The 13,022-nt window shown below is 53.3% G+C and carries 11 protein-coding genes and 1 riboswitch; of the genes, 3 read left to right on the top strand and 8 right to left on the bottom strand.

The genetic code is table 11. From position 1 onward, the window contains the following. Positions 1-308: 308 nt before the first annotated feature. Both murI and btuB read right to left on the bottom strand, forming a co-directional pair. Positions 309-1,160 (bottom strand): glutamate racemase, encoded by an 852-nt coding sequence (gene murI / locus ACLJQJ_RS21700; protein WP_000201804.1) that lies wholly within the window; start codon positions 1,158-1,160, stop codon positions 309-311. Continuing rightward, positions 1,105-2,949 carry a TonB-dependent vitamin B12 receptor BtuB gene (gene btuB / locus ACLJQJ_RS21695; RefSeq protein ID WP_000591403.1) on the bottom strand — a complete coding sequence of 615 codons (1,845 nt, stop codon included), beginning with the start codon at positions 2,947-2,949 and terminating at the stop codon, positions 1,105-1,107. Before btuB ends, murI begins: the two co-directional genes overlap by 56 nt. A gap of 65 nt (positions 2,950-3,014) precedes the next feature. Next, a riboswitch (cobalamin riboswitch) is annotated at positions 3,015-3,208 on the bottom strand. A 114-nt stretch (positions 3,209-3,322) separates the two neighbouring features. Here btuB and trmA point away from each other — a divergent pair. Then, positions 3,323-4,423, top strand: a complete 1,101-nt coding sequence (trmA, locus tag ACLJQJ_RS21690) for a tRNA (uridine(54)-C5)-methyltransferase TrmA (RefSeq protein WP_000186967.1) — start codon at positions 3,323-3,325, stop codon at positions 4,421-4,423. Between the two features lie 46 nt (positions 4,424-4,469). Here trmA and ACLJQJ_RS21685 read toward each other — a convergent pair whose 3' ends face one another. Together ACLJQJ_RS21685 and fabR are read right to left on the bottom strand one after the other, a co-directional pair. Beyond that, positions 4,470-4,829 (bottom strand): YijD family membrane protein, encoded by a 360-nt coding sequence (locus tag ACLJQJ_RS21685; RefSeq protein WP_000813838.1) that lies wholly within the window; start codon positions 4,827-4,829, stop codon positions 4,470-4,472. A gap of 15 nt (positions 4,830-4,844) precedes the next feature. Next, positions 4,845-5,480, bottom strand: coding sequence for an HTH-type transcriptional repressor FabR (fabR, locus tag ACLJQJ_RS21680; RefSeq protein ID WP_000971958.1), 636 nt, complete (start codon positions 5,478-5,480; stop codon positions 4,845-4,847). Between the two features lie 198 nt (positions 5,481-5,678). On the opposite strand from fabR, the gene sthA reads away from it, so the two are divergent. Next, on the top strand, positions 5,679-7,079 hold the full coding sequence (sthA, locus tag ACLJQJ_RS21675; RefSeq protein ID WP_001120791.1) for a Si-specific NAD(P)(+) transhydrogenase: 1,401 nt from the start codon (positions 5,679-5,681) through the stop codon (positions 7,077-7,079). On the opposite strand, the gene oxyR is transcribed toward sthA, so the two are convergent. From oxyR to argC, 4 genes are all read right to left on the bottom strand, one after another. Continuing rightward, positions 7,062-7,979 carry a DNA-binding transcriptional regulator OxyR gene (oxyR, locus tag ACLJQJ_RS21670; RefSeq protein WP_001025919.1) on the bottom strand — a complete coding sequence of 306 codons (918 nt, stop codon included), beginning with the start codon at positions 7,977-7,979 and terminating at the stop codon, positions 7,062-7,064. The genes sthA and oxyR overlap by 18 nt on opposite strands. Positions 7,980-8,263: 284 nt before the next feature. Continuing rightward, the gene (gene argH / locus ACLJQJ_RS21665; protein WP_010835126.1) at positions 8,264-9,640 is read right to left on the bottom strand and encodes an argininosuccinate lyase; all 1,377 of its coding nucleotides are present in this window, start codon (positions 9,638-9,640) and stop codon (positions 8,264-8,266) included. Between the two features lie 117 nt (positions 9,641-9,757). Beyond that, entirely contained in the window at positions 9,758-10,534 is a 777-nt protein-coding gene (gene argB / locus ACLJQJ_RS21660; RefSeq protein WP_089082247.1) for an acetylglutamate kinase, read from the bottom strand. A gap of 7 nt (positions 10,535-10,541) precedes the next feature. Further along, positions 10,542-11,546, bottom strand: a complete 1,005-nt coding sequence (gene argC, locus ACLJQJ_RS21655; RefSeq protein ID WP_000935332.1) for an N-acetyl-gamma-glutamyl-phosphate reductase — start codon at positions 11,544-11,546, stop codon at positions 10,542-10,544. An 88-nt stretch (positions 11,547-11,634) separates the two neighbouring features. Between argC and argE the strand changes: the two genes are divergently transcribed. Further along, positions 11,635-12,786, top strand: a complete 1,152-nt coding sequence (argE, locus tag ACLJQJ_RS21650) for an acetylornithine deacetylase (RefSeq protein WP_000800208.1) — start codon at positions 11,635-11,637, stop codon at positions 12,784-12,786. Positions 12,787-13,022: the final 236 nt, after the last annotated feature.

Below are 13,022 nucleotides of genomic sequence, written 5' to 3'. Positions count from 1 at the left end.
TTTCGTCTTGCGACGTCAAGAATCCGTATCTTCGAGTGCCCACACAGATTGTCTGATAAATTGTTAAAGAGCAGTGCCGCTTCGCTTTTTCTCAGCGGCGCGGGGTGTGCATATTACGCTTTCCCGCTTCAGAGTCAAGCGTTTATTTTCGCTTTTCTCCGTGAGGTTCTGGTCTGAACCCCGCTGACCCGGCGGCCTGTGTGCCGTTGTTCCGTGTCAGTGGTGGCGCATTATAGGGAGTTATTTCTGCCTGACAAGAGGAAATTTAAAATAATTTCTCAAGTGCCTGGTATTTACCCAAAACGCCATTAAACCGCCAGTTTTTCGAGCGTTTCAAAGCCATAACGCTGTAAAACGGGTAATAATTGTTCAGCTCCTGGCGTCATTGCCATGCAATAAGCAATATTGGCATCGGTTGATTTCGCATCCGGCGCTTCATGTTCCAACAGCCAGGCTGTACGACGCGCTATCGCCGCGCCGGAATCCACTAACCGCGTCCCTTCGGGCAGGACTTGCAAAAGCTCGTCCCGTAATAGAGGGAAATGCGTACACCCCAGAACGACCGTGTCAGGCGGCTCCGGCATTCGTAGCCATGGGCGTAGTATGCGGCGCAGCTCTTCCAGCGATACCGAGTCGCCATGTAGTTTAGCTTCCGCCAGTTCCACCAGTTCTGCCGACCCCAACATCGCTATCTGACATTCATTGGCGAAGCGCGCAATCAGCTCGTGAGTATAAGGACGTTTGACCGTGGCTCTCGTCGCCAGTAGCCCGACGACGCCATTTGCGGTCAGCCGCGCCGCTGGTTTAATCGCAGGCACAACGCCCACCACCGGGAAGGCAAACTTTTCACGTAATGCGGGAAGTGAGACCGTACTGGCGGTATTACAGGCAATCACCGCCAGTGAAAGGGGATAGCGCTGCTGTACCGCAGTCACAATCTCGACAACGCGCTCAACGATAAACGTTTCGCTCTTTTCCCCGTAGGGGAAAGCCACGTTATCGAAAGCATATATATAGTGGAGATCCGGCAGGAGCCGCCGAATCTCATCATAGACCGACAATCCACCGACGCCGGAATCAAATACCAGCACGGTGGGACGTGGTTCAGAAGGTGTAGCTGCCAGACAAGGTGTATTCTCGTCCTGCAGTTTGGTAGCCATAAACTGTCTCGTAATCTTTGTCGAACAGGTTGGCTATTTTACCACGAACTGTCAGATGTGAGGTGACCGGATATGCAACCGTAAGATCCCATAAACTGACGCCGCCCATTTTTACTGTCCGGTATGGGTAAGCGGAGTAATCCGAATCATAGCGGGAACCAAGGTATTGATATGTCACCCCCCAGTCAAAATCGTAAACGTCCCAGTCAAGTTGATATTTTGCCATCTGTTTGGAACGCCGCGGTAATGGCGTATCGGTAATCGCATTACGCGCATCAACGTAATCATAACTGACCGTATGCGTTAACGGTCCGGTATCGAAATTCGCCGTCGCCTCAATACCTTTAATGCGCGCCTTACCTTCGTTGTAATATTTTTGCAGATGATCGTCATAATCGATCATGTCATTAATATCGTTACGATAACCTGAAATACGCCAGCTGACGCCAGCGGTTAGCCCTTCAAATGCGCCTTCCCACTGTTTACTCTTTTCAGGATTCAGGTTCGGATTACCGTAATAACCATACAGTTGGCCCAAATTAGGCGCTTTGTAGGAGGTTCCGTAGGAGGCAATAAAGCGATAACCTTCTATAAACTCCCATCCTGCGCTGGTTTGCCATGTACCATGACGGCCAAACTGGGAGTTGTCATCACTGCGCGCCGCCGCTTCCAGAGTGAAGTCACCCAACTGTTGTAATCCTGTCAGGTAAACCCCGGTATTACGCTGGTCATATCCCTCGGGCACATAGCCGGTACCTGGCGTGGTAGTCTGTTTCTGCCAGTCTACGCCCGCCCCAACATTACCGTGCCCCACGACCACACTGTTGGTCCATTGAACATTGTACTGTTTCATCTCATCCAGCGTGGCGGAGGTATCATACCGGCCATAGTGCGGATCATAGTTGTAATCTTTACTGTGGCTATAGCTTGAAACCAGCTGAGACTGAATACGTTCGCCATTAAAGCGCAGCCCGGCGTCCCAGCTTTGGCTATAAAGTTTGCGTGTATCAATCAGCGGCGAGCCCGGCGAGTAATAGGCGTCGTAATCGGTACGGTTATCGTAGCCATAACCACGCACGAATCCGCTCCAGCGATCAGAAAAGGTATGCTCTAACGCGCCATAGAGCGTTTTACTCAAAAAGCCGTCCCGGTCAGGCTGCGCCTGCATCCCGGTACCGCCTTTCGCTACCACGTCAAACCCTTTGGTGTATTCGTAATCGCCGATCAACGTCGCCCGCGTGTTTTCGCCAAGTTGCTGTTGCGTCGAGATGTCGTAATTCTGGTAGCTATTGCTTCCCCATCCAGCGGTTAATTCTGTGCCTGGGTTATCGCGCGTCGTAATGATATTCACTACGCCGCCGATAGCATCGGAACCATAAATAGCGGAGCGCGGACCGCGAATATATTCAATGCGCTGTACCAGCGATACCGGGAACTGGCTGAGATCGGCGGACCCGCTCACGCCTGCTAAATTCAGACGCACGCCGTCAATCAATACCAGTACATGGCTGGAGTTGGTGCCGCGGATGAAAATGGAGGAGTTTTGTCCGGCGCCGCCGCTCTGCGCAATATCGACGCCAGGCAAACGGCGCAGAACATCATTTACGGAGGTCGATTGCCAGCGTTCAATATCCTGACGCGTCACGATGGTAACGGGCGCCAGAACCGCGCTGCGCGGCTGCTGAAAACGGTTGGCGGTGACAACCAGGGTATCCGGGCTAGTGTCCTGCGCCCAAGCGGAAAAGGCCGTGACGGAGAACGCCGTCAGCAGCGTAGCTTTTTTAATCATTGTAAAGCATCCACAATATAAGAAGGATGCCGCAGGCTTCATCGATAGTACGCGATGATGAAAAACCAGATGCGACGTTAGCCGGCAGGTCTTCGGGCTTGGAGGGTTATCCGTTGACTGGATAGCAGAAATGATGACTTCCCGCCGGAGGCAGTGTCTGCTTACGCTCTCATCTCACCTTTCCTTACCGCTGCGCGTCAGCTCCAGATTTTCACTGGATTCCCTATTAACTCACAGGACCGGCCCACGGATGCTACCGTCTGTCACAACACCCTGTCCAGACCGCGCATCACAAATCAGAAATCATCAATAGCTGGACATCCACTGAGCAATCCCTACAATCCCCGCGTACTTTTATTATTCAGGATGCGATATGACCCCCGAACATCTTCCGACAGAACAGTATGAGGCGCAGCTAGCCGAAAAAGTGGCGCGCTTGCAGAGTATGATGGCGCCGTTTTCTGACCTGGTTCCGGAAGTATTTCGCTCGCCGGTCAGTCACTATCGTATGCGTGCGGAATTTCGCCTGTGGCATGACGGCGATGACCTGTACCACATTATGTTTGATCAGCAGACCAAAAGCCGGATTCGCGTTGACACCTTCCCGGCGGCCAGCCAACTGATTAATACCTTAATGAAGGCGATGATTGCCGGCGTGCGCGATAATCATGCACTGCGGCATAAGCTGTTCCAGATCGATTATCTCACGACCTTGAGCAACCAGGCGGTAGTGTCGTTGCTGTACCATAAGAAGCTGGACGAAGAGTGGCGTGAAGCCGCCACTGCGTTACGCGATGCTTTACGCGCGCAAGGTCTGAACGTACACCTGATTGGCCGGGCCACTAAAACTAAAATCGAATTGGATCAGGATTATATTGATGAGCGTCTGCCTGTGGCAGGTAAAGAGATGATCTACCGCCAGGTCGAAAACAGCTTTACGCAGCCAAACGCCGCCATGAATATTCAGATGTTAGAGTGGGCGCTGGAGGTGACGAAAGACTCAAAAGGCGATCTGCTTGAGTTGTATTGCGGCAACGGCAATTTTTCTTTAGCGCTGGCGCGCAATTTTAACCGCGTGCTGGCAACCGAAATCGCCAAACCGTCCGTCGCTGCCGCACAGTACAATATTGCCGCTAATCATATTGATAATGTGCAAATTATTCGCATGGCGGCGGAAGAGTTTACCCAGGCGATGAATGGCGTTCGTGAGTTTAACCGCCTGCAGGGGATCGACCTGAAGGGCTATCAGTGCGAAACCATTTTTGTCGATCCGCCGCGCAGCGGTCTGGACAGCGAAACGGAAAAAATGGTGCAGGCTTATCCACGTATTCTGTACATTTCCTGCAATCCGGAAACGTTGTGCAAAAACCTGGAAACGTTAAGCCAGACGCACACGGTGTCTCGCCTGGCGCTATTCGATCAGTTCCCGTATACGCATCATATGGAATGCGGAGTATTACTCACCGCAAGGTAAAATGTACGTCGGATGGCCGGTTATACCGCCATCCGGCATTCGCACACTATTCCGCGGTGTCCTGCTTGCGGTTACGCAGTTTAAAGCCAATCCAGAATACCAGAATCACCGACAGCACCGCCGGGAAGAAATTAGAGCCAATATCCGGATATTCTGCACGCACGACGGTGCTATACAGTAAAACGCCAAGAATGAAACAGGCGGCGGCCAACCCCGGCAAACCTACCGGCATAGTACGATTTTGGTAGCGCTGATGCAGGCAATATACCGTCAGCACCAGCGAGATAACCGGGAATACGGAGAACGGCACAATAGCGCTAAACAGCGCCGCGAATGTGCCGTTAATCGATAAGCCAGCGATGAGCGCCAGCAACAGCGTACCTTTATCTTGACCTGACTGTTTCATTACTCGTCCTTCACGTTATTCGGAATGATGTGCTATTTTCTCTTGCTCACGGCGATACCAGTAATACGCCCCTTTCGCAATCATGCGCAGTTGCAATACCAGCCGCTCTTCTAATTGCCGACGCTGTTCAGCGCCGATGTCCAACGCCTCTGCGCCCGCGCTAAAGACAATAGTCACCATCGCTTCGGCCTGGGCTTCAGTAAACGCGCGCGGCATATGGTTTTCGAGTTCCAGATAGTCGGCAAGTTCCGCAATAAAATGCTGAATCTCCCGCGCGACGGCGGCACGAAACGCCGCTGAAGTGCCGGAACGTTCGCGCAACAACAGACGGAAGGCGTTGGGATTGTTGCCGATAAACTCCATAAATGTGGAGACCGACGTGCGAATGACGCTGCCGCCTTTCGCGATACGCTGTCGCGCCTGACGCATCAACTGACGCAGCATCAGACCGCTTTCATCCACCATCGTCAGACCGAGTTCATCGACATCGCGAAAATGACGGTAAAACGACGTTGGCGCAATGCCCGCTTCACGCGCCACCTCACGCAAACTCAGGCTGGCAAAACTCCGCTCAGCGCTCAGTTGGCTGAATGCGGCTTCCACCAGCGAACGCCGGGTTTTTTCTTTTTGTTGCGCTCTAACACCCATCACAATGTCTGAATCCTTCCATATGCCTTATTCGGCACTATACCAGAGAATAAAAGTAACGGGTTCACACTGGATTGTGAATGATTGTTTACAGACAGTTTGTGCTCCGGCCTCGCAAAAAAGCACAACGATAATTGGGTTAAAGCTGGGCAAATGTTATCATCGTGTTTATTTTATGTATAAAAACAGGTGAGTAATACCATGCCACATTCCTGGGATTATGATGCAGTCGTCATAGGGTCAGGCCCCGGCGGTGAAGGCGCTGCAATGGGTCTGGTTAAGCAAGGAGCGCGCGTCGCGGTGATTGAGCGTTATCATAACGTTGGCGGCGGATGTACCCACTGGGGCACCATCCCATCCAAAGCCCTTCGCCACGCCGTCAGCCGCATTATTGAATTTAATCAAAACCCGCTCTATAGCGACCACTCCCGTCTCCTTCGTTCTTCTTTCGCCGATATCCTTAATCATGCCGATAACGTGATTAATCAACAAACGCGTATGCGTCAGGGGTTTTATGAGCGTAACCACTGTGAAATCTTGCAGGGCAACGCCCATTTTATTGACGAACATACCCTGGCGCTGGAATGCCATGACGGCACGGTTGAAACCCTGACGGCAGAAAAATTTGTTATTGCCTGTGGTTCGCGTCCTTACCATCCCAGTGATGTGGATTTCTCGCATCCGCGCATTTATGACAGCGACTCAATCCTGAGTCTCCACCATGAACCGCGCCACGTTATTATTTACGGCGCTGGCGTTATCGGCTGCGAATATGCGTCCATCTTCCGCGGTATGGATGTGAAAGTGGATCTGATCAACACCCGCGATCGCCTGCTGGCCTTTCTCGATCAGGAGATGTCCGACTCTCTCTCTTACCATTTCTGGAATAGCGGCGTGGTTATTCGCCACAATGAAGAGTATGAGAAAATCGAAGGCTGCGATGATGGCGTCATCATGCACCTGAAATCCGGCAAAAAACTGAAGGCTGACTGCCTGCTCTATGCTAATGGCCGTACCGGTAACACCGATTCGCTGGCGCTGGAGAATATTGGTCTGGAAACAGATAGCCGTGGACAGCTCAAAGTCAACAGTATGTACCAGACCGCCCTGCCGCACGTCTATGCGGTGGGCGACGTGATTGGCTATCCCAGTCTGGCCTCCGCCGCCTACGATCAGGGGCGTATTGCAGCGCAGGCGCTGGTGAAAGGCGAAGCGACCGCGCATCTTATCGAAGATATCCCCACCGGGATTTATACCATTCCGGAAATCAGTTCTGTCGGCAAAACCGAGCAACAGTTAACGGCAATGAAAGTGCCTTACGAAGTGGGCCGCGCGCAGTTTAAGCATCTGGCGCGAGCGCAAATCGTCGGCATGAACGTCGGCACGCTAAAAATTCTCTTCCACCGCGAAACCAAAGAAATTCTGGGGATTCACTGCTTTGGCGAACGCGCCGCCGAAATTATTCATATCGGCCAGGCGATCATGGAGCAGAAAGGTGGCGGTAACACTATCGAATACTTCGTTAACACCACCTTTAACTACCCAACCATGGCGGAAGCTTATCGGGTTGCGGCGTTGAACGGCTTAAACCGCCTGTTTTAACGCCTTATCGAAATGGCCATCCATTGCGCCACGGATGGCCTCAGCCAGTTGCTCATAACGGCTACGCAGCGGCGATCCCGGGCGATAAACCAGCCCCACGGTACGACGCGGCTCCGGCTTAATGCATGGCAGATAAACCACGCCGTCGCGCTTACGCTCCTGCGGTACGGCCAGCGCGGGAAGTAGTGTAATACCACTGCCCGCCGCCACCATGTTGCGCAGCGTTTCCAGACTGGTCGCCCGGAAATGGGTATCTTCATCCGCTCCCGCTTCAAAACAGAACCCCATCGCCTGATCGCGCAGACAGTGGCCATCTTCCAGCATTAGCAATTTCTCGCCCGCCAGATCGGACATTGGCACGCGATCGCGATTCGCCCACGGATGATCCTCATAAATAGCCAGCATCATGGGCTCATCAAACAGCGGCACTTCGATAAACGCCTCGCTCTCTTTCACCAGCGCCAGAATAGCGCAGTCAAGCTTGCCGCTATCGAGTTGCGCTAACAGCTGGTGCGTTTGCGCCTCATGCAGATACATTTCCAGCTTCGGGAAAGTCTGGTGCAACATTGGAATGATAAGCGGCAGCAAATAGGGACCAATTGTTGGGATTAAACCAATATGCAGCGGGCCGGACATCGTCTCGCCTTGTTGGCTTGCCATCTCCTTGAGCACCTTGACCTCACGCAGTACGGTACGCGCCTGATCCACCAGCAGTAAGCCCGCCTGGGTAAACAGCACCTTACGGCTCGTACGCTCCAGCAGCATAACGCCCAGCTCATCTTCCAGCTTACGTATTTGCCCGCTAAGGGTTGGCTGGCTGACGTGACAGGAGTCCGCCGCTCGCCGGAAATGGCGATGTTCGGCTAACGCCACCAGATATTCAAGATCACGAATATTCATTATTCATCCTCCGTCGCCACGATAGTTCATGGCGATAGGTAGCATAGCAACGAACGATTATCCCTATCAACCTTTCTGATTAATAATACATCACAGAACGGAGCGGTTTCTCGTTTAACCCTTGAAGACACCGCCCGTTTAGAGGGTATCTCTCGAACCCGAAATAACTAAAGCCAACGTGAACTTTTGCGGACCTCTGGTCCGCTTTTTTTTTGCGTAAAAAAGCCCGGCGTCGCTGATGCTCGGCCGGGCAGTATTACCTGATGGCGCTACGCTTATAAGGCCTACAACGCGAGGCGCGCCTTCGCATCGTCGATGGCCTGCGCCACCTGCTGTGGAGAAACGCCGCCTTTTGCCGCCCGTTTATCCAGACACGACTGCAAAGACAATATCGGATACACATCGTCGCCAATCACGCGGCTGAATTTCTGTAAATCGGCCAGCGGCAACGCTTCCAGCGGCTTACCCTGGCGAATAGCTTCTACCACCGCTTCGCCGACAATATGGTGCGCTTCGCGGAACGGCACGCCTTTCGCGACCAGGTAATCCGCCAGCTCCGTGGCGTTGGCATACCCCTGTTGCGCCGCGTCCTGACAACGTGGGCGTTTCACCTGAATACCGTCCAGCACCAACGCCGCCATATGCAGGCAGTCAAGCCAGGTATCGAGCGCATCGAACAGCCCTTCTTTGTCTTCCTGCATATCTTTGTTGTACGCCAGCGGCAGACCTTTTAAAGTCATCATCATGCCGGTTAGCGCCCCTTGTACGCGACCGCACTTACCGCGAATCAGCTCCAGCGCGTCCGGGTTTTTCTTCTGCGGCATTAACGATGAACCGGAAGTCACGCGGTCAGAAAGCTCTACAAAACCCGCTTCACCAGAATTAAAGAAAATCAGATCTTCCGCGAAGCGTGACAGATGCACCATGCCGATAGCCGCATCAGAAAGCAGTTCCAGTACGTGGTCACGATCGGACACGCTGTCCAGGCTGTTGCGGGTCGCAGACGCAAAGCCCAGCCAGCCTGCCAATTGTTCACGGTCAATTTCATAGGCCGTTCCCGCCAACGCGCCGCAACCTAGCGGACTCACGTCCAGACGTTTAAGCGTGTCCTGCAGGCGGCTTTCATCGCGCGCCAGCATTTCGACATACGCGAGACACCAGTGGGCGAAAGTCACTGGCTGCGCGCGTTGCAGATGGGTATATCCCGGCATTACCGCGTCCTGGTTCGCCTGCGCGGTTTCCACCAGCGCGCTCTGTAGCTGGCGGTTAGCGGTAAGCAGTTCCCTCACCGTCTCTTTGCACCACAGTTTCAGGTCCGTCGCCACCTGATCGTTACGGCTGCGTCCGGTGTGCAGCTTTTTACCCAACTGACCCACTTTGTCGATGAGCTTACCTTCCACCCAGCTATGGATATCTTCCGCATCGCTTTGCAGGATTTGCTGCGGATTCGCGCGAACCTCTTCCAGCAGCACGTTCAGCGCTTCTTCCAACTGTCGTTGCTCATCGGCAGTCAGTACGCCTACCGTGACCAATGCTTTGGACCAGGCCACAGAACCGACAATATCCTGCTCCGCCAGACGGTAATCGAAGCGCAACGAATCATTGAATTGTTTAAACCGCTGGTCTGCCGCCTGTGTAAAACGCCCACCCCAAAGTGCCATAATAGACTTCCTTAAATTCTTCGAATTTCACTGCCGGATGGCGCTACGCTTATCCGGCCTATAATTTCTGTTCACGTAGGCCCGATAAGGCGCAGCCGCCATCGGGCGAACAAATAGTTAAGCCAGAATACGCGTGCCAATCGGCGTGCCGTTAAACAGCGCCGGCAGTTGCTCCGCATGACGCCAGGAAGCGATATCCACCGGGCGACCCAGCGCCCGCGCAGCATCGAGAGCCGCATTCACTTTCACAATCATCCCGTCGGTAATAATGCCCTGGTCGATAAGCTGCTCGGCTTTGGACGCCGTCATTTCGGCGATACGCTGGCCTTTGCCGTCCAGAATACCGCTCACGTCAGAAAGCAGGATCAGATCGGCCCCCAGCGTCGCCGCCAGCGCGGTTGCCGCCTGATCGGCGTTGACGTTCATCAGCTGGCCGTCCTCTGTTACGCCAATGGAGCTGACCACCGGCAGAAAGCCGTTTTCCAGCAGCATGTTAATCAGCTTCGGCGACCCCGGCTGCGCCAGCCCGACGTGGCCTAACGCTTCATCGAGTTGGGTCACGTTTACGCTGTCGCCATCGCCCAGAAACAGACCAACAGAGGCGATATGGTGTTTCTTCGCCCAGGCCAGCAGAGTCTTGTTAGCGGTTCCCGCCAGCGCGCCGGTAATGATGCCAATCTGATCGGCAGGCGTCACGCGCAGGCCGTCTTTCTTTTTCACTGGCAAATTCAGCCCTTTCATCAGCTCATCCACCACGCAACCGCCGCCGTGAACAATCACCAGCGGACGCTGATGGGACTCACGATAGTTGACCAGCGCGGTAAAAAGACGTTCCAGAGCCTCTTCGCTATCCAGTAATACGCCACCCAGCTTGATAATTAATGGATTCATCATTTCACCCTTAAATAAGAGACTGCGTTTCAGCGAAGCCAAAACGAATATTAGCGCACTGCACCGCCTGCGCCGCTGCGCCTTTCAACAAGTTGTCTTCGGTTGCCACCACAATCAGATGTTCGCCCTGGACGGCAAAACCAATATCGCAGAACGGCAGCCCGACGACGTTCTTTAACGCCGGAACGCCTTTGTCATACAGGCGCACCAGCGGTTTGTCGCCATAGGCTTTTTGCAACACGTCGGCGACCTGCGCATGGGTTACTCCCGCTTTCAGGCGGCAGGTAATGGTTTCCAGAATCCCGCGCGGGAAATTCCCCAGATGCGGGGTGAAGATGACCTCCGCGCCCAGATGGGCAGCGATTTCCGGCTGATGACGATGCGTAAACACGCCATACGGTTGCAAACTCACTTCACAGAAACTGTTCGATATTGCCGCTTTGCGCCCCGCGCCGCTCACCCCGCTGGTGGCATTAATTACCGGCCACTGCGTCAGATCCAGAAGCCCGCCGTCAATCAGCGGTTTTAGCGACAACTGCGCTGCGGTTGGATAGCAACCAGGAACCGCAATCAGATTCGCCGTGTTCAGTTTATCGGCATTCCACTCCGCCAGACCGTACACCGCCTGCTCCAGCAGCTCAGGATACTGATGAGTAAATCCGTAGTACTTTTCATAGAAGGCGCGATCGTTTACCCGAAACGCGCCGGAAAGATCGAATACGACGCATCCGGCCTGTAAAAACTGCGGCGCCAGATCGTGGCTCACTTCATGCGCTGTCGCCAGGAACACCACATCAACATCTGCGCTAAAGTCACGTACATCCGACATCGGTTGCAATGGCAGGTCGACAATCCCTTTTAACTGCGGATGTAAATCAGAAATTAACTTTCCTGCATCATTGCTTTGCGCTGAGACGGTCAAAGCGGTTATGGTCATATGTGGGTGGCGATTTACGTAGCTTACAAGCTCTGCGCCCGCATAACCGCTAGCGCCTACAATCAGCGTATTCAACATCGGGTTCCTTTATGCTCAACGTTAATGTATTTTTATTCATAATTAATGCATGAATATTGATACTATCATGACCTGAGGTGTGTCAACAATGAAAAACGTTTTACCGCCATTTATCGAGATTTACCGCGCTCTGATTGCCACACCGTCGATAAGCGCAACCGAAGAATCCCTGGATCAAAGTAATGCGTCTTTAATCACTTTGCTTGCAGGCTGGTTCAGCGATCTTGGTTTCAACGTAGAGGTTCAACCGGTTCCAGGAACGCGAAACAAATTTAATATGCTCGCCAGCACCGGACATGGCGCGGGCGGTTTGCTGCTGACCGGCCATACCGACACGGTTCCCTTTGATGACGGACGCTGGACGCGCGACCCGTTCACGCTGACCGAGCACGACAATAAGCTCTATGGTCTGGGCACTGCGGATATGAAAGGCTTCTTCGCTTTTATTCTGGACGCGCTACGTGACGTTGACGTCACAAAGTTGAAAAAGCCGCTCTACATTCTGGCGACCGCCGATGAAGAGACCAGCATGGCGGGGGCGCGTTATTTTTCCGAAACCACGGCATTACGTCCGGACTGCGCGATCATTGGCGAACCGACGTCGTTGCAACCGATACGCGCGCACAAAGGGCATATCTCTAATGTCGTTCGCGTCCTGGGGCAGTCCGGTCATTCCAGCGACCCGGCGCGTGGGGTTAACGCCATTGAACTGATGCACGATGCGATTGGCCATATCATGCAACTGCGTGACTCGCTGAAAGCGCGGTATCACTACGAGGCGTTTACCGTTCCGTATCCAACGCTGAATCTGGGCCATATCCACGGCGGCGATGCCTCAAACCGTATCTGCGCCTGCTGCGAATTGCATATGGATATTCGTCCACTGCCGGGCATGACGTTAAACGACCTTAATGGACTGCTTAACGACGCGCTGGCCCCGGTAAGCGAACGCTGGCCGGGCCGCCTGACGGTGGCGGAATTACATCCGCCGATTCCAGGTTACGAGTGTCCACCGGACCACCAACTGGTTGAAGTAGTAGAAAAACTGTTGGGAACAAAAACCGACGTGGTGAACTACTGTACTGAAGCGCCGTTTATGCAGACATTATGCCCAACGCTGGTGCTTGGTCCGGGCTCAATTAATCAGGCGCATCAGCCGGATGAATATCTCGAAACGCGTTTTATTAAGCCAACCCGGGAATTGATTACCCAGGTAGTACACCATTTTTGCTGGCATTAATGCATATTGCCCGGTGACGTGATGTTTACCGGGCCTACCCCGTCTTGTAGGCCGGATAAGCGCAGCGCCATCCGGCGTCTCTACGCCACATGTTCATAAGCATTTCTTATTTGGCACGATGCGAATTAACTTTAATAAATTACCGCCATTTTTTCGTTTGCTGAACCGATTTCGCAGTAATTGACGCCACGGGTTTTACGTGGCTTTATAAAAGACGGCTAAAAAGCAAAGTCCGA

The sequence above is a fragment of the Salmonella sp. SAL04202 genome (genome assembly GCF_046550775.1).
Taxonomy (GTDB): domain Bacteria; phylum Pseudomonadota; class Gammaproteobacteria; order Enterobacterales; family Enterobacteriaceae; genus Salmonella; species Salmonella enterica.
The sequence above is the reverse complement of the archived record's forward strand: the minus strand, read 5'-3'. Positions and strand labels throughout refer to the sequence as shown.